This window comes from Variovorax sp. 770b2 (assembly GCF_900115685.1).
Lineage (GTDB): Bacteria > Pseudomonadota > Gammaproteobacteria > Burkholderiales > Burkholderiaceae_C > Variovorax.
In genome coordinates this window covers 598,559-620,767 of record NZ_FOXJ01000002.1, presented here as the reverse complement: position 1 = coordinate 620,767, position 22,209 = coordinate 598,559, and the positions used below count along the sequence as shown (strand labels likewise).

At 68.3% G+C, this 22,209-nt stretch carries 24 protein-coding genes; 6 read left to right on the top strand and 18 right to left on the bottom strand.

Annotated features, from left to right (window positions below):
- Window positions 1–18: 18 nt before the first annotated feature.
- Genes BM133_RS18470 through BM133_RS18460 form a run of 3 tightly spaced genes read right to left on the bottom strand, consistent with a single transcriptional unit; the run spans window position 19 to window position 3,016 of the window.
- Window positions 19–1,518 carry an NAD(P)(+) transhydrogenase (Re/Si-specific) subunit beta gene (locus BM133_RS18470; protein WP_093436646.1) on the bottom strand — a complete coding sequence of 500 codons (1,500 nt, stop codon included), beginning with the start codon at window positions 1,516–1,518 and terminating at the stop codon, window positions 19–21.
- Entirely contained in the window at window positions 1,515–1,847 is a 333-nt protein-coding gene (locus BM133_RS18465; RefSeq protein WP_093436643.1) for an NAD(P) transhydrogenase subunit alpha part 2, read from the bottom strand. Before BM133_RS18465 ends, BM133_RS18470 begins: the two co-directional genes overlap by 4 nt.
- 26 nt (window positions 1,848–1,873) lie before the next feature.
- The gene (locus BM133_RS18460) at window positions 1,874–3,016 is read right to left on the bottom strand and encodes a Re/Si-specific NAD(P)(+) transhydrogenase subunit alpha (RefSeq protein WP_093436641.1); all 1,143 of its coding nucleotides are present in this window, start codon (window positions 3,014–3,016) and stop codon (window positions 1,874–1,876) included.
- A 431-nt stretch (window positions 3,017–3,447) separates the two neighbouring features.
- On the opposite strand from BM133_RS18460, the gene BM133_RS18455 reads away from it, so the two are divergent.
- From BM133_RS18455 to BM133_RS18445, 3 genes are all read left to right on the top strand, one after another.
- Window positions 3,448–4,158: a response regulator transcription factor gene (locus BM133_RS18455; protein ID WP_093436638.1), complete on the top strand. Its 711-nt coding sequence runs from the start codon at window positions 3,448–3,450 to the stop codon at window positions 4,156–4,158.
- A gap of 81 nt (window positions 4,159–4,239) precedes the next feature.
- Window positions 4,240–4,683: a DUF4019 domain-containing protein gene (locus BM133_RS18450; protein ID WP_093436635.1), complete on the top strand. Its 444-nt coding sequence runs from the start codon at window positions 4,240–4,242 to the stop codon at window positions 4,681–4,683.
- Between the two features lie 14 nt (window positions 4,684–4,697).
- Window positions 4,698–5,192 carry an NUDIX hydrolase gene (locus BM133_RS18445; protein ID WP_093436632.1) on the top strand — a complete coding sequence of 165 codons (495 nt, stop codon included), beginning with the start codon at window positions 4,698–4,700 and terminating at the stop codon, window positions 5,190–5,192.
- Here the strand turns inward: BM133_RS18445 and mnmA are convergent.
- The 6 genes from mnmA to BM133_RS35190 form a co-directional block, all read right to left on the bottom strand.
- Window positions 5,182–6,318 carry a tRNA 2-thiouridine(34) synthase MnmA gene (gene mnmA / locus BM133_RS18440; protein WP_093436629.1) on the bottom strand — a complete coding sequence of 379 codons (1,137 nt, stop codon included), beginning with the start codon at window positions 6,316–6,318 and terminating at the stop codon, window positions 5,182–5,184. The two genes, BM133_RS18445 and mnmA, sit on opposite strands and share 11 nt — an antisense overlap.
- An 89-nt stretch (window positions 6,319–6,407) precedes the next feature.
- Window positions 6,408–7,385, bottom strand: a complete 978-nt coding sequence (locus tag BM133_RS18435; protein WP_093437121.1) for an LLM class flavin-dependent oxidoreductase — start codon at window positions 7,383–7,385, stop codon at window positions 6,408–6,410.
- Between the two features lie 45 nt (window positions 7,386–7,430).
- On the bottom strand, window positions 7,431–9,104 hold the full coding sequence (locus tag BM133_RS18430) for an FxLYD domain-containing protein (RefSeq protein ID WP_093436627.1): 1,674 nt from the start codon (window positions 9,102–9,104) through the stop codon (window positions 7,431–7,433).
- Complete coding sequence (locus BM133_RS18425; protein ID WP_256219253.1) at window positions 9,101–10,972, bottom strand: VanW family protein; 1,872 nt, start codon at window positions 10,970–10,972, stop codon at window positions 9,101–9,103. Before BM133_RS18425 ends, BM133_RS18430 begins: the two co-directional genes overlap by 4 nt.
- Window positions 10,969–11,574, bottom strand: a complete 606-nt coding sequence (locus BM133_RS18420) for a DUF6891 domain-containing protein (RefSeq protein WP_093436621.1) — start codon at window positions 11,572–11,574, stop codon at window positions 10,969–10,971. Before BM133_RS18420 ends, BM133_RS18425 begins: the two co-directional genes overlap by 4 nt.
- 18 nt (window positions 11,575–11,592) lie before the next feature.
- The gene (locus BM133_RS35190; RefSeq protein WP_177224870.1) at window positions 11,593–11,742 is read right to left on the bottom strand and encodes a hypothetical protein; all 150 of its coding nucleotides are present in this window, start codon (window positions 11,740–11,742) and stop codon (window positions 11,593–11,595) included.
- 136 nt (window positions 11,743–11,878) lie between these two features.
- Here BM133_RS35190 and BM133_RS18415 point away from each other — a divergent pair, with 136 nt between their 5' ends.
- Complete coding sequence (locus BM133_RS18415; RefSeq protein ID WP_256219252.1) at window positions 11,879–12,886, top strand: hypothetical protein; 1,008 nt, start codon at window positions 11,879–11,881, stop codon at window positions 12,884–12,886.
- 6 nt (window positions 12,887–12,892) lie between these two features.
- On the opposite strand, the gene BM133_RS18410 is transcribed toward BM133_RS18415, so the two are convergent.
- Together BM133_RS18410 and BM133_RS18405 are read right to left on the bottom strand one after the other, a co-directional pair.
- Window positions 12,893–13,474 (bottom strand): isochorismatase family protein, encoded by a 582-nt coding sequence (locus tag BM133_RS18410; RefSeq protein ID WP_093436618.1) that lies wholly within the window; start codon window positions 13,472–13,474, stop codon window positions 12,893–12,895.
- A gap of 115 nt (window positions 13,475–13,589) precedes the next feature.
- Window positions 13,590–13,970, bottom strand: a complete 381-nt coding sequence (locus BM133_RS18405) for a helicase SNF2 (protein WP_093436615.1) — start codon at window positions 13,968–13,970, stop codon at window positions 13,590–13,592.
- A gap of 255 nt (window positions 13,971–14,225) precedes the next feature.
- On the opposite strand from BM133_RS18405, the gene BM133_RS18400 reads away from it, so the two are divergent.
- Window positions 14,226–14,696: a DUF6314 family protein gene (locus tag BM133_RS18400; protein WP_093436612.1), complete on the top strand. Its 471-nt coding sequence runs from the start codon at window positions 14,226–14,228 to the stop codon at window positions 14,694–14,696.
- A 9-nt stretch (window positions 14,697–14,705) separates the two neighbouring features.
- Here the strand turns inward: BM133_RS18400 and BM133_RS18395 are convergent, their stop codons facing one another.
- The 7 genes from BM133_RS18395 to BM133_RS18365 form a co-directional block, all read right to left on the bottom strand.
- Window positions 14,706–15,284 (bottom strand): biotin transporter BioY, encoded by a 579-nt coding sequence (locus BM133_RS18395; protein WP_042581295.1) that lies wholly within the window; start codon window positions 15,282–15,284, stop codon window positions 14,706–14,708.
- A gap of 51 nt (window positions 15,285–15,335) precedes the next feature.
- Complete coding sequence (locus tag BM133_RS18390) at window positions 15,336–15,929, bottom strand: energy-coupling factor transporter transmembrane component T family protein (protein ID WP_093437113.1); 594 nt, start codon at window positions 15,927–15,929, stop codon at window positions 15,336–15,338.
- Window positions 15,922–16,662, bottom strand: a complete 741-nt coding sequence (locus tag BM133_RS18385; RefSeq protein WP_093437116.1) for an energy-coupling factor ABC transporter ATP-binding protein — start codon at window positions 16,660–16,662, stop codon at window positions 15,922–15,924. The genes BM133_RS18390 and BM133_RS18385 overlap by 8 nt, the downstream gene beginning before the upstream one ends.
- Before the next feature lie 129 nt (window positions 16,663–16,791).
- Window positions 16,792–17,655: a winged helix-turn-helix domain-containing protein gene (locus tag BM133_RS18380; RefSeq protein WP_177224869.1), complete on the bottom strand. Its 864-nt coding sequence runs from the start codon at window positions 17,653–17,655 to the stop codon at window positions 16,792–16,794.
- A gap of 396 nt (window positions 17,656–18,051) precedes the next feature.
- The gene (locus BM133_RS18375; protein ID WP_143100151.1) at window positions 18,052–18,774 is read right to left on the bottom strand and encodes a Crp/Fnr family transcriptional regulator; all 723 of its coding nucleotides are present in this window, start codon (window positions 18,772–18,774) and stop codon (window positions 18,052–18,054) included.
- A 154-nt stretch (window positions 18,775–18,928) separates the two neighbouring features.
- Complete coding sequence (locus BM133_RS18370; protein WP_093436602.1) at window positions 18,929–20,434, bottom strand: Crp/Fnr family transcriptional regulator; 1,506 nt, start codon at window positions 20,432–20,434, stop codon at window positions 18,929–18,931.
- A 65-nt stretch (window positions 20,435–20,499) separates the two neighbouring features.
- Entirely contained in the window at window positions 20,500–21,357 is an 858-nt protein-coding gene (locus BM133_RS18365; RefSeq protein WP_093436599.1) for an isocitrate lyase/PEP mutase family protein, read from the bottom strand.
- 133 nt (window positions 21,358–21,490) lie between these two features.
- Between BM133_RS18365 and BM133_RS18360 the strand changes: the two genes are divergently transcribed.
- Window positions 21,491–22,204, top strand: coding sequence for a YebC/PmpR family DNA-binding transcriptional regulator (locus BM133_RS18360; RefSeq protein ID WP_093436596.1), 714 nt, complete (start codon window positions 21,491–21,493; stop codon window positions 22,202–22,204).
- Window positions 22,205–22,209: the final 5 nt, after the last annotated feature.

Genomic DNA, 22,209 nt, shown 5'->3' with positions numbered 1-22,209 from the left:
CGGGCCCGGATCGCCGGCCTATTCGATGGCCTTGCCCATATCTTCCACTACTTTCTTCGCATCCCCAAAGACCATCATGGTCTTGTCCATGTAGAAGAGTTCGTTGTCCAGGCCGGCGTAGCCCGCCGCCATGGAGCGCTTGTTCACGATCACCGTCTTGGCCTTGTAGGCTTCGAGAATGGGCATGCCGTAGATCGGGCTGCCCTTGGTGTGCGCCGCAGGGTTCACCACGTCGTTGGCGCCCAGGATGATCGCCACATCGACCTGGCCGAACTCGCCGTTGATGTCTTCCATCTCGAACACCTGGTCGTAGGGCACTTCGGCCTCGGCCAGCAGCACGTTCATGTGGCCCGGCATGCGGCCGGCCACCGGGTGGATGGCGTACTTGACGATGATGCCCTTCTCGGTGAGCTTGGCGGCGAGCTCCTTCACCGCGTGCTGTGCGCGCGCCACGGCCAGGCCGTAGCCCGGCACGATGACCACCGTCTCGGCATTGCCGAGCACGAAGGCCGCGTCGTCGGCGCTGCCGGTCTTCACCGGGCGCTGTTCCTTGGCCGCGCCACCGGTGGTGGCCGCCTCGCCGCCGAAGCCGCCCAGGATCACGTTGAAGAACGAGCGGTTCATCGCCTTGCACATGATGTACGAGAGGATCGCGCCCGAGGAACCCACCAGCGAACCGGCCACGATCAGCATCGCGTTGTTCAGGCTGAAACCGATGCCCGCAGCGGCCCAGCCCGAGTAGCTGTTGAGCATCGACACCACCACCGGCATGTCGGCCCCGCCGATCGGGATGATGATGAGCACGCCCATCACGAACGCCAGCGCCAGCATCGCGAAGAACGCCGGCCAGCTCTCTGTGAAGACGAACACCAGGCCGAGCGCGACGGTCAGGAGGCCGAGCACGAGGTTCAGCATGTGCTGGCCCGAGAACTGCACCGGCGCGCCCTGGAACAGGCGGAACTTGTACTTGCCCGAGAGCTTGCCGAACGCGATGACCGAGCCGCTGAAGGTGATGGCACCGATGGCCGCGCCCAGGAACAGTTCGAGCCGGTTGCCCGCGGGAATGGCGTAGCGCACGAAGCCGTCCAGGATGACGGCACCGTCCGGCGTGTTGGCGCCGATGAGCGCCGCCACAGGCGCGGCGGTGATGCCGAAGGCCCAGGGCTCGGCCACGGCAGCCACGCCGATGAAGACCGCGGCCAGGCCGATCATGCTGTGCATGAAGGCGACCAGCTCGGGCATCTTGGTCATCTCGACCTTGTTGGCCATGAAGGCCCCGAGGCCCCCGCCGACCACCACGGCCGCCAGCACGTAGGCGATGCCGGTGCCGAAGTCGACATTGAGCGAGCGCGCCTGTCCGTGGATCAGCGCGATGGTGGTCAGCACGGCGATCGCCATGCCGGTCATGCCAAAAACGTTGCCGCGGATCGAGGTGGTGGGATGGGACAGGCCCTTCAGGGCCTGGATGAAGCAGACGCTGGCAACCAGGTACAGCAGCGTGACGAGGTTCATGCTCACTTGGAAGCTCCCTCTTCAGCCTTGGGTACGGCGGCCTTCTTCTCTTTCTTCTTGAACATCTCCAGCATCCGCCGCGTAACGAGGAAGCCGCCGAAGACGTTCACCGCGGCCAGGGCCACGGCCAGCACGCCCATGGTCTTGCCCAGCGGCGTGGTGGTGAGCGCGGCCGCCAGCATGGCGCCCACGATCACGATCGCCGAGATCGCGTTGGTCACGGCCATCAGCGGCGTGTGCAGCGCGGGCGTGACGGTCCAGACCACGTGGTAGCCCACGTAGATGGCCAGGACGAAAATGATCAGGTTGATGACTGTGTGGGAAACGGGATCCATGGCGCTTGTTCTCCTCGCGTTTTCGCTTACTTCTTCGTGACCTGGCCGTCCTGCGTCATGCGGCAGGCGGCGACGATGTCGTCTTCCAAGTCGATCTTGAGCGCACCTTCCTTCGTGACGATGAGCTTCAGGAAGTCGAGCACGTTGCGCGCATAGAGCGCCGACGCATCGGCCGCCACGAGCGCCGCGAGGTTGGTCTCGCCGACGATGGTCACGCCGTGCTTGACCACGGTCTTGTCGGCTTCCGACAGCGGGCAATTGCCGCCCACGCCACCATCGGGATTGACTGGCCCCTTGCCGGCGGCGATGTCCACGATCACCGAGCCGGGCTTCATGGCCTTGACCATGTCCTCGGTGATGAGCGTCGGCGCGGCGCGGCCGGGAATGAGCGCGGTGCTGATGACGATGTCGGCCAGCGCCACGCGCTTGGCGACCTCGACCTGCTGGCGCGCAAGCCAGCTCGGGGGCATCGGCTTGGCGTAGCCGCCGACGCCGACGGCGGCTTCCTTTTCTTCATCGGTGTCGTAGGAGACCTCGATGAACTTGCCGCCGAGCGATTCGATCTGCTCCTTGACGCTCGGGCGAACGTCGGAGGCTTCGATCACGGCGCCCAGGCGCTTGGCAGTGGCGATGGCCTGCAGGCCCGCCACGCCGACGCCCAGGATGACGACGCGCGCGGCCTTCACGGTGCCGGCAGCGGTCATGAGCATCGGGAAGAAGCGCTGGTATTTGTCGGCCGCGATCATCACGGCCTTGTAGCCGGCGATGTTGGCCTGCGAGGAGAGCACGTCCATGCTCTGGGCGCGGGTGGTGCGCGGCGCGGCTTCGAGGGCGAAGCCAGTGACCCCGGCCGACGCCAGGCGCTGCAGGCCCGCCGCATCGAACGGATTGAGCATGCCGATGACGACGGCGCCGGCCTTCATCAGCGCGGCCTCCGCATCGCTGGGCGTGCGCACCTTGAGCACCATGTCGGCGGACAGCGCGCCGGCCTGGTCGGTGATTTCCGCACCGGCGGTCTGGTAAGCCGCATCGGTGACGCTGGCTGCGACGCCGCCCCCCGACTGAACACGAACGATGTGCCCGGAAGCGACCAGTTTCTTCACCGTTTCGGGTGTGACGGCCACTCGGGTTTCGCCAGCCGCGGTTTCGGCAGGCACGCCTATCAGCATAGAGATCTCCTCAGGGGAAGGGGCAGCACGGAATGCGGGCAGAGCTTACAGCAAGATTACAGCGGCTCGTGTCGCAAGAATGTCGCAACGAAGTTGCCCGCCAAGGCTCATGCATGCTATTGATATAGCTATCTAATTTATAGCGACTTCGGGTATTCGCCGGTCGGATGCGGCAGTCTCGCGCGAAGACCGGATCGGCTCCTTGACCCCGATCAAGAACCGGCGGATCAGCGATCCGGCGCGTAAACGATGGTGGATGGAATAACAGTATTTGTATTCAACTGTAGCCATCTCGGCCTAGCATTCCCTCGAAAAACGCAATATGCGTGCATTAGTTGCAATCTCTATTTCTTACGTCAGACGCAGATAGATACACTTCTGCTCAATCGCCCGCTCACTGAGGTTGGCGAAGGGAGGAAAAGGGGGATGGAATGCGTATTGCCGTACTGGACAACGGGCCGGAACAGCTCAAGTTGATCAACCACACCATGACGGGTCTCGGGCACGAGTCCCGCATGTACACCGAAGGAAAAACGCTGCTGCAGTCTTTGCGCCGGCAGACTTTCGACCTGCTGATCCTCGATTGGGGCCTGCCGGACATGAAGGGGCTGGACGTGGTCAAGGCCATCCGGCACGACCTCAAGAGCCGCTTGCCCATCCTCTTCGTGACCGACCGGCGCGATGAAGCCGACATGGTCGAAGGCCTCAACAGCGGCGCCGACGACTTCATGGCCAAGCCGATCCGGGCCGGCGAACTCGAGGCCCGCGTCAATGCGCTGCTGCGCCGCTCCTACCCCTCGAAGCACGAGGCCGAGCTGATCTTCGGCCCCTACCATTTCTACCCGCCTTCGCGCGTCCTGAAGGTCAAGGGCAAGCCGGTCGAACTGAAGAACCGCGAGTACGAACTGGCGCTCTTCCTGTTCCAGAACCTCGGGCGCCTGCTCTCGCGCGAGCACCTGCACGAAGCGGTGTGGGGGCTGGGCGTGGAGGCGCTCTCGCGCTCGCTCGACACCCACGTGTCACGCCTTCGAACCAAGCTCGACCTGCGCCCCAAGAACGGCTTCCTGCTGCTGGCCATCTACGGACTGGGCTATCGGCTCGAAACGATCGAAGCGAACACCTTGCCCGCATCCGCGCGCTAGTGCGCCTACCCGACAGGCCGGGAATCTCCGCCGAGCTACAGTCTCCAACGGCGTCCCCGGCACCCAACAAGGAATGAGACGATGAACCGCATGACCCGGCTGCTGCTCGCCGCCACGCTGCTCTGGAGCAGCTTCACAGGCCTGGCCGCCGCACAACAGGACATCGTGGAGGCCAGCGACATGGTGCGCGGCGGCATGCAGGCGATCCAGATGATCGACCAGGGCAAGGCCGGCGAACTCTGGGACGGCGCCACGCCGGCCACCCGCAAGCGCGTGACCCGTGCCGACTTCACGGGCAAGATCGCCAGCAACCGCGCATCGCTCGGCGCGCCGCAGCAGCGCACCTGGGTGGCGGTCAACCGCCAGGTCGTGGCCGACCCCGATGCCGACACGGCCGGCCAGTACGTCAGCGTCGAATACGAGACCCGCTTCGCCAGCAAGCCCGAAGGCACCCTGCGCGAACTCGTGAGCTTCCACCTGGATCGCGACCGCACCTGGCGCTTCGCCGGCTACGTGCTGCGATAGCCGGGCAGCCAGCCATGGCCCCGCGCTGGAAGCCCAATGTCACCGTCGCCGCGGTGATCGAGCGAGACGGCCGCTTCCTGCTGGTCGAGGAGCACGCCGCCGGCGGCCTCATGCTCAACACGCCCGCAGGCCACCTCGACCCCGGCGAATCGCCGGCCGAGGGATGCGTCCGCGAAACGCTCGAGGAAACCGCTCACCACTTCGCCCCGACCGCGCTCGTCGGCGTCTACATGGCGCGTTCCCGGCCACAGGCCGGGCAGAGGGAAGACGTGACCTACATGCGCTTTGCCTTCACCGGCGTGCTCGGCGCGAAGGAAGAAGGCCGCGCGCTCGACGAAGGCATCGTGCGCACGCTGTGGATGACGCCTGACGAGATCCGTGCCAGCGTGGCACGGCATCGCAGTCCGCTGCTGCTGCAGTGCGTCGAAGACTACCTGGCCGGCCAGCGCCACCCGCTCGAGCTGATCCACATCGACGAATCGGTGCGGACCCCACCGGTCAAACGATGACGCCGCCCCCGAGGCAGCGCTCGCCGTCGTAGAGCACGGCCGACTGTCCCGGCGTCACGGCCCATTGCGGCGCGCCGAAGCGCAGGCTGAAAGCTCCATTCGCGCCCTTCGCGCCATTCGCCCGATCCGCGCCATTTGTGCCATCGGAGAGTTCGCAGTCCGCATCGGCCTGCCGGTAGCGCGCTTTTGAGCCGTAGCTGCCCGCAGCGGGCGCTTCGCCCGCCACCCAGCTCGCATCGTCCGCGTTCAGCGCCGACGACAGCAGCCACGGATGGTCGTGCCCCTGCACCACCCAGAGCGTGTTCTTCTCGACGTCCTTGCGCGCCACGAACCACGGCGAATGGTCGCCCGATCCGCGCTGCGCGCCCTTCTCCTTGACGCCGCCGATGCCCAGCCCCTGCCGCTGCCCCAGCGTGTAGAAGCTCAGGCCCTGGTGCTCGCCGAGCTTGCGGCCGCGGTCGTCCTTGATCGGGCCCGGCTCCTTGGAGATGTAGCGGTTCAGGAAGTCGCGGAACGGCCGCTCGCCGATGAAGCAGATGCCGGTCGAGTCCTTCTTCTTCGCATTGGGCAGGCCGATGTCCTCCGCGATGCGGCGCACCTCGGTCTTGTGCAGCTCGCCGACCGGGAACAGCGTCTTGGACAGCTGCGCCTGGTTCAGGCGGTGCAGGAAATAGCTCTGGTCCTTGGAGGGGTCGAGCCCCTTGAGGAGCTCGTGCCGGCCGGTGGCCTCGTTCAATCGCACCCGCGCGTAATGGCCCGTGGCGATCTTCTCGGCGCCCAGGCGCATCGCATGGTCGAGAAAAGCCTTGAACTTGATCTCGGCGTTGCACAGCACATCGGGGTTCGGCGTGCGGCCGGCCTTGTATTCGCGCAGGAACTCGGCGAACACGCGGTCCTTGTAGTCGGCGGCGAAGTTGACGTGCTCGATCTCGATGCCCAGCACGTCGGCCACGCTGGCGGCGTCGATGAAGTCGATGTTCGACGAGCAGTATTCGCTGTCGTCGTCGTCTTCCCAGTTCTTCATGAAGATGCCGACCACCTCGTGCCCCTGCTGCTTGAGCAGGTGCGCGGTGACGGCGGAGTCCACCCCGCCGCTCAGTCCGACCACAATCCGTTGCTTTGCCATAAGCCCGCCATTGTCCCAGCCCCGGGGTAGCGGGTTCCGCCGTGGGGGAAATGCGCCCCGGGGCGCCCCCCGATGCCCTGAAGTGCGTCCTAGCGGATGCCGGCCAGCAGCTCGTAGGAGCGCAGCCGCGCCGCGTGGTCGAACACCTGCGAGGTGATCATCAATTCGTCCGCCCCGGTGCGCGCCACGAAGGCCTCGACGCCCTGGCGCACCGTCTCGACCGAGCCGACCGCCGAGCACGAGAGCACCGAGTCGAGCAGCGCGTTTTCCGCCGGCCCGACCTTCTGGCGGTAGTTCTCCACTGGCGGCGGCAGGCGGCCGGGCCGGCCGCTGCGCAGGTTGACGAAGGCCTGTTGCCACGAGGTGGCGCGAAATTCAGCCTCCTCGTCGGTATCGGCCGCGAACACATTGAAGCCCAGCATCACGTACGGCTTCTTCAACTGCGCCGAAGGCTTGAAGGTCTCGCGGTAGATCTGGATGGCCTGCATGATCTGCTGCGGCGCGAAGTGCGAGGCAAAGGCATAGGGCAGGCCGAGATGCGCCGCCAGCTGCGCGCCGAAGGTGCTGGAGCCGAGGATCCACACCGGCACCTCGAGCCCCTCGCCGGGCACGGCCCGCACGGGCTGCTGGGGCGTCTTCGACATGAAATCCATCAGTTCGACCACGTCCTGCGGGAACTGGTCGGCGTCCGATTCGAGGTTGCGGCGCAGCGCGCGCGCGGTGCGCTGGTCGGAGCCCGGCGCCCGTCCGAGCCCCAGGTCGATGCGCCCCGGATACAGCGAGGCCAGCGTGCCGAACTGTTCTGCGATCACCAGCGGCGAATGGTTCGGCAGCATCACGCCGCCGGCGCCGATGCGAATGGACGTGGTGCCCGCCCCGATGTACGACAGGAGCACCGCCGTCGCCGCGCTCGCGATGCCCGGCATGCCGTGGTGCTCGGCGAGCCAGTAGCGCGTGTAGCCGAGCTTTTCGCCGTGCTGCGCCAGCGAGAGCGAGTTGCGGAACGACTGCGCGGCGTCGCTGCCCTCGGTGATGGGGGAGAGGTCGAGGATCGAGAACGGAATCATGGGCGCCATGATGGCGTGTTCGGCCCGCCGCCGCCACGGCAGGGGCTATTCGGTTTGGTATAGCGTGGTCACGCTCGCGAAGTCGCGGCCGTTCTGCTCCACGTTCACCTGGAACGGCACGCTCTCGCCCGGCGCGATGGCCGGCAGGTTGTCCACCAGCTTGAAGCCGGTGAGCTGCCCGTTGCGGTCGCGCAGGCTCACCCACAGCCGCGCCTTGCCGATGATGGCCGTGCCCGGGTTCTTCACGCTGCCCGTGACCTCCACGCTCTTGTAGGTGAAGCGCTGGCTGAAGTTGAGCAGCACGCTGCCCAGCTCCGCCTTGGTGCCCGTCACCTTCACCTCCAGCGGCTTGCGCGGCCCCGGCAGCGCGGCGCGGCGCATCGGCTTCCATTCGATGCGGGTCGAGGTGAAGCGCTCCATGTCCTCGGGCTCCAGGAAGATCGGGAAGCGCTCGCCCGGATAAAGGTACGCCAGCCCCGTGATGTTCGTCGTGCCGTGCGCCTTGTTGCCGCTGAAGCGCGAGATCACGCCGCCCGGCGCGAGCACGACCGCATCGGTGCTGCGGTTCACCAGCTCGCCGAGAAAGAGCCGCTGCTGGATGTTGTTGCGCCCATCGACCAGCGGCAGCAGCTCGAGGTCCTTCGGATCGAAGCGCTCGCTGTCCTCGGCCAAGAGGTCCTCGGTGCCCAGGCGCAGGTCGGGGTTGAAGCTTTCCGGCCCGGCCGCGGTGCGCACCACCCGCTCGGCGTTCAGCACCGGCGTGCGCGCGCCCGAGGCGTCGACGGTGTTGTAGCCGATGCGGTAGTCCCAGGCGGCGATCGCCGCCGCGCGGCCGAAACGGGCCACGCTCACGTCCACCGAGGTCTGCGCGCCGGGCTTGAGCTCGCTCGCCTGCGCATACCCGTGGCCGAAGCCGATCACCTGCCCGGCGTCGTCGTACAGCGTCGCCAGCACGTCGATGCCGCCTAGCGTGGCTGCGTCCTTGCGCGCGTTGTCGATGCGGCCCACCAGCCGCACGCGCTCGCCCTGCTGCACCAGCCGCACGCGCGTGAACGCGAGGCGCGGGCCCTGCACGGCGTTGTAGGGGCCGGAGAGCTTCTGCACCTGCAGCTCCTGGCGCGTCACGTTCTTTCCGTTCGGCATGTCGATCAGCGCGGGCGCGCTCTCGCCGGGCTCCAGCACGAAGATCGGCAGCGTCTCGGTGCGCTCGTCCACCTTGCTGTCGCCGTCGTAGTACGTCGCCCGGATGCCCGCGCGCGACAGCGGCTTGCCGGTTTCGTTGCGCGCCACCACCAGCAGCTTGGGCTGCGCCGAACTGCCGCTGCCCACCAGCACCTGCCGCGGCTCGCCCAGCTTCAGGCCGTCGGTGGGAATGCTGCGATCGACCACCGCGGCGACCACGGGCCGCCTGTCGTCTGGCCGGCGTGGCTCGACGAGCGCCGCGACGATGCGCCACACCAGCACCAGCCCGAGCACGCCGATGATCGCGATGCCGATGTTGCGCAGCACAAAGTTCTGTCGCAGCGCCTGCTCGGCCGCGAGCCGACGGCCGGCTTCGTTCTTGACCTGGTTGAGCACGCGTTCGAGCCGGTCGGAGACGTTGTCTTCCACCAGCGTGACCGAGCCGCAGTGGTCGCAGGTGTATTCGTTCAGGCCCGTGCGCTTGAGCGCGCTGCTGCCGCATTCGCCGCACTTGAGCGTCTGGAGATCGATGGTCATGCAATGCTTTCTTCGTTCTTGTTGTCGTCCGCGCCGCAGGCATTCCTCAATGCCTCGCGCAGACCCTCCACATCGCCCGCCGTCACTTCGCGCACCCCCGGCAGTCCGGCGAGGCCGCAGGCGCTCGATGCCACCACCGGCACGCCGGCCGCCAGGGCGCGCAGCAGCGCGCGCGGTGCGTGCTCGATGTGCGCGGGCAGCACCACCACGCGGGCGCCGTTCAATCCGTCGCCCCGCCAGTGCATGTGCGCGACGCCGCCGATGCCGCGCCAGAGCTGCGCATCGTCCGAGGGCGATCCGAGCACGCGCAGCCGGCAGGGCCAGCCCTGCAACGCCGCTGCCAGTTCGCGCGCGCCCTTTCGCGCGAGCGCACTCGCAGCGAAGACGATCAGCGGCGGCGCGGCGCGCGCGGCATCGATGGCGCGGGTGGCATCGATGCCGCGCGCGGCAGGCAGCACCCAATCGAGCCGCGACAAGACCGCTTGCGGCGCCATCGCGGCCAGGTGCGCCGCGACCTCGGCATGCGGCGTGACCACCATCGCAGCCCGCGCCAATGCCGCGGCCTCGGCGCGCACGAGCACGGCATCCGCACGAAAGTCGCGCAACGTCGCGTCGTTGGGCCAGCGCCGAGCGGCTGCGTCGAGCCGGCGCTCGATCTCCGCCATCGGCAACGCGCTGGCCAGCACCGTGACGCGGCGGCCGTCGAGCGCGCCGGCCTGCTGCAGATGCGGCAGCAGCGCCTGGTCGATCACGAGCTGCGTGTGTTCGGGCTTCAGGCGCGCGGCGAAGGCGAGCGCCAGCCAGCGCTGCCCGTCGATCAGGCTTCCCTGCCGCTGGCCCGCGTGCCGCGCCCGGAGACGCTGCCACGCGGCGCGGCGCAGGCTCGTCCACCAGGGCGATGCAATGGATGCGGCGCCATCCGCAACGGCTTCCCGATGCCAGCCTGCGGTCGGCCGCGCACGCCAGAACGCGAGCCGCATCGGCACCGGCTGCATGCGGTCGGCGCCGGCGTGGTGTGCGGCGAGATAGCGCGCGAACTCGGGCGTCCACGCATCGAGCAGGACGGCCGTGCGCCCTTGCTGCGCCACGGCGGAGAGCGGGCGGTGCCGGAAGCAGGCGGTCTGGTCGCAACTGAGGCAACCGCGTGCCAGTGGCAGCGCTGTGCCGACGCCTTCTTCGCTCGACCGTCGCAGCGCCATTGGCGGCATCGGCGCCGCTGGCGCAACCGGCATTGCGAGCGGCGAGCGCGCGCGGATGCGCAGCACCAGCTCGTCGGAAGTCAGCTCGACTTCGAGCCGCCATGCATGCTTCGCGCGCACCTTCAGATCGACGTAGTTCCAGAACACCGTCGCATCCACGGCATCGCCCGCCGCATCGGCGGACTGCTCGATGCGCGCCGTGTGCCCATGGCGCTCCACCAGTTCCAGCCCGGCGCGGGCCGCCACCGTGGCGAGCGCGTTCGAGAGTTGGCACAGGCCCCCGGCCAGCGTCGGCACCACGCAACCGCCGCGCAGTTCGCGGCCCTGCACGAAGCCGCGCCAGGCGCCCGGCCGGCCCAGCTGCCGCCAGAAGCTCAGCACCTCGCCGGCCGGCACCTCGATGGCATCGAAGGCCCGGCGCGCCACGCGCAGGTTCTGCACCTTGCCGGCCACCAGGGGAAATTCGTCCGCGCGTCCGTCGGACCAGAGCGCGGTGCGGTACTGCGCGAGCACCGGCGCGTCGGCCAATGCGGGGGCATCGCCATGCCAGCGCCGGGCCGAGGGCCTGAGCGCTTCGCGCAGTGTGTGGGCGCTGGCCAGCAACCGGGAACGCAGCCAGAAATCGATGGCGTCGATGCGGCGCGGCGGCAGCCAGGCCGGCGCGCTCACACCGAGGGGCCTCGCTTGCGCCATTGGCCGAGGTCGGCTTCGATGCGCTCGTTGATGTTGCCGCTCCAGTGCGCATCGAAGCCGGCGGCGCGCAGCAGTTCGACGATGCGGTGGCCGATCACCACCGTGTTGGCCTCGCGCTGCTCGATCTCGGGAATCATGCCGCCGCTGAACGCCAGGTGCAGCCGGCCCGTGCGCACGGCCGTGTCCAGGTCCTGCGAGTGATAGAAGCAGCAGCCCCGGATGCCCGAGGCCAGCCGCCCCGCCGCGCGCCAGTGCTCGCGCACGTCGTCGTGGCCGTCGGACAGCGTGTTGCCCGCGCGGTGCAGTGCAATGACCTTTTCGCTGCGCAGTTGCGCGAACACGGCTTCGAGCCGGTCGTACTCCGTCTGGGCCGGCCACTCGGCCTCGGCCGCGCGCTTGGCGGCGCAGATGCCGGCCGCCTCGGCCTTGACCCAGGCCCTGTCTTCGCTGGTGAGCTCGTCGGGGTCTAGATACTCGTCGGTGATCATCCACTCGACATCGGCATCGGGATAGAAGCCGCACCACACGAGATCGTGAATGCGTCCGCGCGTATCTTCAGGGGCTAGAGTTAGAGCCATGCGTGTTGGGTTGTCGCGTCAGGGGCGACGGATCATGCTTTCATTTTTCCTGGCGGAAACGTCGTCGTATTTTCGCGTGTCCGCACCACCATGGCGCAGTAATGCGAAAGCATGAAGTCGGGCGGTCGTCTCTTCCGCGCCGCCATCATGAGTGATGCGCTGCGCCAAGGCAATGCGCCTTATGGCGCAGTCGCGGTCTGTCGCACGGCCGGTCGATGCGAACTTTCAGCCGAGCGCCGCACCGGCCTGGTGCCGCCCGGCGCCTCACGCCGCACGGGCATGGCTATGCTCGGTCGCTTCTCCCATGCCCCGCCTCCATCCGTCCGTTGCATTGATCGCCCATCTGTCCGGACACGCGCCGGGGTACGGGTGCACCTCGCCCGAGCGCCGCTACCAGGCGGTGGCGCTCGGCGGCGACACGCTGATCGTCGATGTGCGGGAGCGACGGATGCACCGGGCGCCCGGCGTATACCCGCGCGGCTTCGAGGAGGCGACGCCCGATGGCGTGAAAGGCATCGCGCTGCGGGTGGAAGGCGAGGAAACCGCCACGGCCTACCTGCCGGCCTGGACCGATCTCCAATGGATTTCACTGGAGCGCAGAGCGGAAGACTTCTGGGCGCCCTGGCCCGATCCGCGAACGGCCGGCCTGCCGCCCATCGACGAAACGCTGCCTGCCGAATGGACGTCCGAGGCGCCGCAGGCCACGGAACGCCTGCGCAGATCCGTCGGCGACTGGGTGGCGTGGTTCATCGCGCTCGCGGTGCTGGCTTTCTTCGCGGTCTTCGGCTTCAACGCGATGACCTGGGCGCTGGCCGGTGGGTGGCAATGGCTCTGGATGGGGGTCGGCCTGCCGGTGTTTGCGATGTTCTCGGTGCTGACGGTGGTCTTCGTCGTCACGACCTTGCGCGTGCGGCGCCGCGTGCGCGTGGCGTTGGGCGGCATGTCGCTGGAGCGCGGCGAAGGTTTTCGCGTGGGCGAGCCGCTCGACGTGCGCCTGCTCGCGCAGGTGCCCGGGGCGCAGGGCGGCGAGCGCACGGTGGCGCCGGAGCGCATCGCCATGCGGCTGATGCGGCGGTCGGTCCGCCACGAAGCCGATGGCCGGTGGAGCGTGGTGGACGAATGCCGCGGCGAGGCGATTGCCGTGCGCGACGACACGACGCGCGCCGGCCGGGTGCTCTATGCATGCGAGCTTTGCGCGCGCCCCACGCCTGACGACGCGCCCTCGCAGTGGACCGTCGAGCTGCACGAGACGGTCGCGCCGAGCAGCGCGCCCTTCATCGTCGCCGGCCTGCGGCGGCTGGTCGCGCGCTGAGCAGCTTTAGTTCTTGCCAGCGACGGCGGCCAGGAATTCGTCCGTCGACCGCACGCGCCCCATGCGCGGGAACAGTTCCTTGACGGTGAAGGCGTGCGGCTCGGCGCCCAGCGAAGTCATCGCGTCCTCCACGAACACGAGCTCATAGCCGCGATCGAACGCCGCGCGCGCCGTCGACTCGACGCCGAAATTGGTCGCAATGCCGCTCATCACCAGCGTCTTGATGCCGCGGCGGCGCAGTTGCAGGTCGAGGTCCGTGCCGTAGAAGGCGCCCCATTGGCGCTTGGTGATCCGCACGTCGCCGTCCTGCACCTGCACTTCGGGCACCAGCTCGGAGAACTCGGGGGGCGGCACGGGCGATCCGGGCGGGCGCAGCGGCGTGTCCGACGCAAGGCTCAGCAGTCCGGCGAGATCGACGCGCACCCACACCACGGTGCCGCCGGCGGCGCGCAGCGCGTCGGCGATGCGCGTACTGCGCTGGACCACGTCCGCCGCGGCGTGCGGGGCCAGCGGGCGGCCGACGTTGCTGCGCTGCAGGTCGATGGAGATGAGGGCGGTCTGGCGGGGGTCGAAGACGAGGGGTTGCATATCAGGCGATGGTACGAAGGCAGTCTGACGGTGTCATGAGGACATTGCGGCAAAGAAAAAGCCGGCCCCTGCTTTCGCAGGGCCGGCTTTCTGGAGAGCTCGCGCTCCCGGAGGATTACAGCGGCAGCGCGTCGCCACGGGCGGCAGCGCGGGCCGCGGCGCGAACGGCATTGCGGTCCACGGTGCTGGCGACCAGCGGGGCCACGCCAGCCGATGCGCCTTCGGCGTACGGATCGGCGCTGTGTGCGGCGGCAACGGCTTCGGAACGGACCGCGGCGCGGCTGGTCGACGAAACGAAGACCTGCGCGGGGCCTGCATTGGCGCCCGTGGCATACGGGTCGGCACTGTGCGCGGCGGCCACGGCTTGACCGGCAACGTCGGCGCGGCTGACGGCCGAGGTCAGTTGGTGCACGCCGTCATAGCTTTCAGCGTGGGCGGCACCGGCAACAGCCATCAGGGCAACAGCAACGGCGGAGAGGATCTTCGAGGCGGTCATTTGGATTTCCTTCAATTCAGTTCAGTTTTTGCTTTGGATGATTTCGAACCGGTCTTGGGTGGGTCACCGTCCCTCCGGGGGCGGCCACCTCGCTCGGGGCCCTGTTCACCCAGATCGGCTTGGGGGCCGGTCTGTGGATGTATTGTGCGACGGCATCTAGGTAAAAACCCGTAGCAAAAGGAACCACGGCGTTCACGGAACGGAAACAATCAATGCCTAAAGGTCAGCGAACCCGGCTTGGCTTAGAGTTCGCGCATGGAAACGACGCCCCTGCCGCCCCTTGCTTCCTGGGGCACACCGGACACGGTCTTCGACCGGCTGGAAGGCGCCTGGGACCTGGACCGCACCATCGAGGGCAAGGCCACGATGGTCGGCGTTGCCCGATTCGCGCGCCTGCAAACCGGCCAGCTGAAGTACCGGGAAGAGGGACGCATCCACCTGCCCGATGGGCAAGCGTTCGACGGGCACCGCGAATACGTCTACGAGCGCAGGCCGGATGGCTTCTCGGTCTTCTTCGCCGAGACGCCGCTGCGGCTCTTCCACGACATCGCCATCGTGCGCGAAGGCGGCGAGCTGGTCGGATCGGCGGGCCACCTCTGCGCGGCTGACCAATACGACAGCGTCTACCGGTTCCGCGCGGATGGCTCGTTCCTCATCGAGCACCTGGTGAACGGGCCGCGCAAGGACTACCTCTCGCGCACCGTGTTCAAGCGGCGCAACCCGTAGCGCCCGGTCTCAGTCGCGATCGAGCCGCCAGCTCGGCATGCCGCGCATCACCGTCTGCACGAGCATCGCGCAGATGCCGCACTTGATGAGGTCGCCGGGAATGAACACCAGCATCGCGAGCGCCGCCTGCGAGAGCGACATGTGGGCGATCAGCGAGAGGCCCACGATGCCGAACGCATAGACCACCACGATCCCGCCGACCACCGACGCGAAGAACGCCGCGGCCAGCAGCCCCTTGCCCGTCGCACCGGCCATGCGGCGCATCAAGAGGCCGCACGCGAAGGCGCCGAACATCCACCCGAACAGGAAGCCCCCGGCCGGCGCGACGAACACGGCCAGCCCGCCGCGCCCGCCCGGCAGCAGCGGCAGCCCGAGCGCCACCGCGAGCAGGAACAGCGCGATCGCGAAGAAGCCGCGCCGCGGCCCGAGCAGGCAGCCGGCCAGCATCACGCCCAGCGACTGCAGCGTGATCGGCACGCCGAACGGCAGGTCGACCTTGGGGATCAGCCCGAACACCGCCATCAGCGCGGCGAAGAGCGCGATGTAGGAGAGCGAGCGGGACGAGGTGATGGAGCCGGTGGTGGTCATGTCGGGATTCGGGAGAGGGGTGTCGTCCGATTCTGCGCCGCGCTGTCTGGCCTACCGCCCCAGCCGCGCGGCCAGCGCATCGGCCACGCGCTCGGCGGTCTGCAGCGTGCGGATGGTCAGCGGCGCCAGGAGGCGCAGCCCGCCGCCATGGCCCGCGCGGGCCCGGTAGGCGTCGTCCAGGCGCTGCCACTGCACGTAGAAATTCTCGGCAAAGCGCAGCATGAGGCCGATGCCGAGAGCGATGCGCTCGGTCGGCACGCCCAGGCGCTGCAGCGGCTGCATCACGGTTTCGAGCACGACCAGCAGGTCTTCGAAGCGCGTGGTGAGCGTCAGCATCAGCGCGAGCACCGCCGCGCTGGCCAGGCGCAACGCGCTCGCCACGCCAAGCGCGGTCGTGCCCAGGAACCAGTGAAAGCCGACGATCAGCGCGCAGCCGATTGCGATGCCCGCGAGCATCCGCACGCGCAGCCACGCCGTGCGCCCGAGCGATGCGAAAAGCAGCAGCACCACCGCGCACGCGATGCCCAGGTGCACCGGCCGCGCGACCAGCACCAGCAGCGTGCCGCACACCGAAAGCACCGCCAGCTTGACCCACGCGGGCACCGCATGCAGCCAGGTCGGATGCGATGAATAAAGACTACGCATGCCGCTCCGCGTCGGCGCGCTGGCGCACATTCTCGGCATAGGCCTCGCAGATCTCGCGGCCCGGCCCGTCGGCGCGCACCTGGCCTTGTTCGAGCCACAGCACGCGCTCGAAGTCGTGGACGTGTTCGAGCAGGTGCGTGGAGACGACGATCTGCTGGCCGGTCGCTTCGAGCTGCGCCGCCAGCCGCGCCTGGCTCAAGAGGTCCAGGCTCGCGAACGGTTCGTCCAGCAGCAGCGTCGCGGGCTGGCTGATCTGCAGCGCGAGCAGGCACACCTGCTGGCGCTGGCCCTGGCTGAGTTCGCCGATGGCGCGGCCGGCCCAGGCCGCAAGCCCGCGCTCCGCCAGGAATTCGCGCGCCCGCTCGCGTGCCGCCTGCCGCGTCTGGCCGCGCGCGGTGAGGCTGAACGCGAGCTCTTCGGCCACGGTGGGAAAGATGATCTGGTCGTCGGGGTTCTGGAACATCAGCCCGACGTGTTGCGAGAGTTCGCGGCGGTCCGTTTGCGTGTCACAGCCATGCACCACGACGCGCCCCTGCTGCGGCTGGTCGAGCCCGCTGATCAGGCGAAACAGGCTGCTCTTGCCCGCGCCGTTGTCGCCGACGAGCCCGATGCGCGCTTCGTCCAGGGTGAGCGTGAGCCCGTCGAAGACGCGCTGGTCGCCGCGAACCAGCGTGACCGATTCGAGGCGGATGCTGTGCGTGGCGAGGGGGTCGGTGGGTGTGGGCTGCGGCAAGGGGTCGCCACTGTACCCCAGCCTTTTCTTCGTCCGTCGCTCGCGGGCGGTGCGCATGCACCGTGAGCAGGAAACCTGGCGCGCGCGTGCGGTGCGGATGCGCCGACGGCTCGGTTCAATTCGCCCCGGTCAGGAAAGCTGCAGGCCCGCGTCCGGCCCGAGGGAAGCGGCCGGCCCCAGGGCCAGGCCATTCAGGGCGCCTTCGGCGTGCGCGAAGGTGGGCGGCTTCGGTGCAGTCGCCAGCGCCAGCCCCGCATCGAGCCGGGTTCGCGGCGGCGTCGTGCGCAGTTGGTAGCCGCGCCTGTAGACGGCGCGCAGCGTGAAGCCGTTTTCGGGTCGCAGTTCGAGCTTGCGGCGCACGTTGGCCACGCACACGTCGAGCGCGCGCACGCCGTCGCGCGGCAGCGTCGGGCCCCAGAACGAGTTCCACAGCCACTCGCGCGTAAGCAGGCGGCCGACGTTGCGAAAGAGTTCGAGCGCCAGTTCGAACTGGCGCGGTTGCAGCATGATTTCGCGCCCCTTGTGCACCACGATCTGCGGGCCTTCGAGGAACTCGTAGCCGCCGATGGTGGTTTCCAGGGCCTGGGAGTGACGGCGTCCGCTGGCGCGGGTGCGCTGGATCAGGTTGCGCAGGCGCGCGTCGAGTTCGATGTCGGTGCTGTCGGAGGTTGCGAAGTCGAAGAGCGGTGTCAGCAGAAGGTCCTGGTCGGGCTCGGCGCGGGTCTTCCAGCGGGTTTCGTGGGTGAGAAGCAGCGCCGGCATGCCGAGCACGCTGCACACCGCCGACAGGCGGCCCCAGGCCGCGGTGCCGTCGTCCATCAAGAGCAGGGCCTCGAATTGCCGGCCGCTGGCCAGCGCCGCCAGCAACTCGGACACGCCGGAAAACAGCATCGGGAGGTAGCCCCGCCGCTCCAGCCGGCTGGTCAAGCCCAGGCGCTGGATCTCGGCGCTGTCGACAAGGGCCACGGAAGAAGGCGCCCGCGTTCCGTTCATTGTTTTCTCCAGAAATTGGGCACCCCGGGATGCCATGTCTACGAATGGATTGCTCTTTGAAAAAGGCAATCAACGAATTGCGCCCATTCAGAAAGTAATTCCAGTGGCGCCGGCGTGGAGCGCTGGCCTGATGTCATTGCGATCCGGAGCGGACTTTAGAAGGGCTTCGTCTTGCGAGCGAGCGCTGAATGGCCAGGAAAGTAATGTTTGAGACAGTGCTTGAAAAGCAATTGCGTCGAGCGCAAACAATTGCACATCTTGAAATTGACAATCCTCTTTTCAGGTCAATTTCTTCGAAAAGTGATGTTCAGGACAATTGAGGCCAATGAGATTCGCACTGTGCAAATAAATGCACATCCGCCAATCAATTCCGGGCAGCGAAACCGCAACGGGCACTCAAGCCCCGTGCCCCAGGGCGCGCAGCGCGGCAAGGTTGCGCACGATCACGCTGCCGTACTCGGAGTTGACCAGCCCCCGCTGCTCGAAGGCGCGCATCTCGCGGTTGATGGACTGGCGCGTGACCTGCAGCATGGCTGCGAGGTCTTCCTGGGACAGGCGCAGGCGCAGCGTCCGGGTGGTGTCGTTGCCGCCGTGGATCTGCGAGAACCGGGTGAGCGTGGCTGCCAGCCGCTGGCGCACCGGGCCGCTCAACTGGTGCAGGAGGGTGGCCAGCAGCGCCCGCTGCTGCCTGAGCAGGAAGGGCGCCATGCCCCGCCAGAGCGGCGGCTCCGCATCGAGGATGCCGAGCAGCGCCGGGGCCGACAGGTGCGCGACCAGCGTGCCGTCGTCGTGCGCGTGGTAGGCATAGCGCGTCTCGTCATGCGGCTCGGGCACGCCGCCGATGCCCGCCAACGTGCCCGGCCCGACGAGCGTGAGCGACAGGGGCTCGCCGCCGAGCCCCGACCAGCCCATCATCAGGCAGCCCGACAGCACCGCCAGCGCTTCGGCCCCGCCGCCGCCCTCGCGATGGACCGGCGCCCCCCGGTCATACCGGCGCAGACGGGCCGATCGCAGCAATTCCCGCAATGCGGCCGCGGACCACGGCGCAAAAGCCTGGAAGGTGCCCAGCCCCTGGAGCAGGAGCGCCATGTCCTGCGCGGATTTTTCCGTCGAATTCACGATGCCACCCTGTGCGGCGGTTCATTTCGGGAATTCGGAATTGAATTGCTTTAGAAATGATCGCCAACTTTTAACTTCAATCCACAATTCACTGCGGATTGGCCGGCGGGCAATTTAATCGAAGCGAATTCGTAACTTGATAACGATTGAAAATTCAGGGCTGCGCGTCCTGCCCATCCTGTCCCTCCCGTCCCTCCTGCACTTGTCCGCCCAATTGCCGCAGGGCCGCAAGCTGATGAACGCTGACCGCGCCATATTCGCCCCCCACGAGCCCCTGCTTTTCGAGCACGCGCATCTCACGGTTGATGGACTGGCGCGAGACCTGCAGCATGGTCGCGAGATCGTCCTGCGACAGCGCAAGCCGCAAGCTGGGGCTGCCGTCGCCCGCTCCGTACAGCTGCGCCAGCCGGGCGATGGTGGCGGCCAGGCGCTGGCGGGTGCTGCCGGTCTGGTAGTCCATCAGGGTCCTGGCGACGGCGCGCACGCCCAGGAGCACCGGGGGCGCCATGGCTCTCCAGAGCGCGGGCTGCGCATCGAGCCGCTCCACGATCGCGCGTCCCGCCAGGTGCACCACGACGAGCTCGTCCAGCGCCTCGTACATGTCGTGCAGGTGGTGCTGCGAATCCAGCACCTTGTACATGTTGGCGACCCGGCCGGGACGGAAAACGAACACCGGCGTGTACGACCCGTCCGCGTGCACGCGGCTGGCCAAGAGGTGGCCCGAGAGCACGACCAGCGCCTCGGGCTCGCCATCGCTCCTCTGGATGCGCACGCGCGCGCCGCGCCGATAGCGGCCCAGGCGCGCCGAGGGCAGCAGCGCCTCGATGGCCGCGGGGGGCCACGCGGCGAAGCGCTTGACGAGCGCCAGGCCCTGGCGGATGAGCGCGACGTCGGCTGGCGCATGGCCCGGCGGATTTTCCGGCTCGAAGGGCGCGGGCCGGCTGCCGATGCCGCCGAGCGCGAGCAGCGCGGGCAGGTCGCGCACGGTCACGGTGCCGTAGTCGGCGCGCAGGAGGCCCAGCTCCTCGATCGCGCGCATCTCCCTGTTGATGGCGCCGCGCGAGACCTGCAGCAGGCCGGCCATGTCTTCCTGCGAGAGGCGCAGCCGCAGCGTCATCGCGGCGCCGTCCACCCCGTAGACCTGCGCGAGGCGGGCGATGGTGGCGGCCAGCCGCCGGCGCAGGCTGCCGCCGAGCTGGTCGATCATGGCCGTGAGCATCTGGCGGTGCTGGCGCAGCAGCATGAGGGTCAGGCTCTTCCAGAGCGAAGGCGCGGCGTCCAGCACGTCGAGCATTTCCCGCGCGGGCAAATAGGCGACCACCGCGTTGCCGTGGGCACGGTAGATGCAGCGCGCCTCGCCCTTGGCGTCGAGCGCGCGCGGCACGCCGATGAGCGTTCCGGGCCCCATGATGGACATGGGCACGCCCGGGCCTTCGGCGGCCAGGCGGCTCATCAACAGATGGCCGGACACCACGAGCAGAACCACGGGTTCGTCCACTGCCTCGCTGTACACCAGCTCGCCGCGCGCACAGGTGCGCAGCCAGGCCACGCGCAGCAGTCCGTCCAGCAATGCCGCAGGCCAGGCCGCGAAGGCCTCGGTAGTGCCCAGTGCCTGGCGGATGAGCGCGGAATCGTCGCGCGTGCTGTGTGGCGAACCCATGGATCCTTTCGTTTCGCCCACCGACTCCCTGTGCGTTTTCTACCGCCATCGCGGTGTGCGGAATTCTAGGTTTTGGCGACCGATCCGGACAGAGGAGCGAAGAGCGCGTTGATTTCACCCGCCGCGAGCATCCCCTCGCCCATCGCGCGAAATTGACCTGCATCGAAGGCCTCCGCGGCGATGCGCCCGAGCAAGCCGAGCGCCGATTGCAGCGGCCCGCAGCCCAGGCTGATGCGACGCGCGCCGGCGCCGGCGAGCACTGCGGCCGAAGGCGCCTGCGCGTAGCCGGCATAGACGTTCACGGGCAGCGGCACGGCATCGGCGAGGCCCGCGATCTCCTCCAGCTTCGCCATGCCCGGCACGAAGATGCCATCGGCGCCCGCCGCCGCGTAGAGCCGCGCGCGCCGCAGCGTGTCTTCGTAGCGCGCGGCGGGGTCGTCGTTCGCGACGAAGTAGGTGTCGGTGCGCGCGTTGATGAAAAAGCGCGCATCGAGCCGGCGCAGCGCCGCGATGCGCTCGCACAGGATCTCCGGCGGCGCGAGCGCGCGCGTGCCGGGGAGCGTGCCGTCCTCGATGTTCACGCCCACCGCGCCCATGTCGATGAGCGCGCGCACCACGTCGCAGACGGCCCCGGTGCTGTCGCCGAAGCCGCGCTCGATGTCGACGGTGACCGGCACGCCGGTCACCCGGCAGATGCGCGCGGTGGCGGCGAGCATTTCGTCCACCGGCATGCGTTCCCCGTCCGCATGGCCGAGCGCCCACGCGATGCCCGCGCTGGTGGTGGCGATGGCCTTCGCTCCGGCACGCTCGACGATGCGCGCGCTGACCGCGTCCCATGCGTTCGCGAGCACCAGCGGCGCGGGGCCGGCGTGCAACCGATGAAAGATTTCCGTCTGCTGTCGTCTTGTTTCGGTGGAGGGCATGGTGTGTCGTCGGGCTCGATGGTTGTGAACGGCGCGAGCGTAGACGCGCCCTTTCTCCGCGACTTGGAGAAAACTGCGGCCCGCCCCCGCGCTGCGGCTACAGTAGTCGCCCCGAATCGAAGGAACATCAGCCATGGGCGCACAGTGGAAAGCAAAACACAAGGATCTGGCCGCCAATGCCAAGGGCCGCTTGTTCGGAAAACTGGCCAAGGAAATCATGATGGCCGCGCGCAACGGCGCCGACCCGGCCTCCAATTCGCGCCTGCGGCTGGTGGTCGAGCAGGCCCGCAAGGTCTCGATGCCCAAGGACACGCTGGACCGCGCCATCAAGAAGGGCGCGGGCCTCACGGGCGAGGCGGTGCATTTCGAGCACGTGATCTACGAAGGCTTTGCGCCGCACCGCGTGCCGGTGATGGTCGAATGCCTCACCGACAACGTGAACCGCACCGCGCCTGAAATGCGCGTGCTGTTCCGCAAGGGGCAGCTGGGCACGTCGGGCTCGGTGTCGTGGGATTTCGACCACGTCGGCATGATCGAGGCCGAGCCCGCGAATGCCACTGCCGACGCCGAGGTCGCCGCCATCGAGGCGGGCGCGCAGGACTTCGAGCCGGCTTCCGAGGGCAACGCCAGCGTCTTCCTCACCGACCCGACGGACCTGGACCTCGTGAGCCGCGCGCTGCCGGCGCAGGGCTTCACGGTGCTGTCGGCCAAGCTGGGCTACAAGCCGAAGAACCCGGTCGATCCGGCCAGCCTGAGCGCCGAGGACCTGGAGGAAGTCGAAGTGTTCCTCGCGGCCATCGACGCGAACGACGATGTGCAGAACGTGTTCGTGGGCCTGGCGGGCTGAAGCCC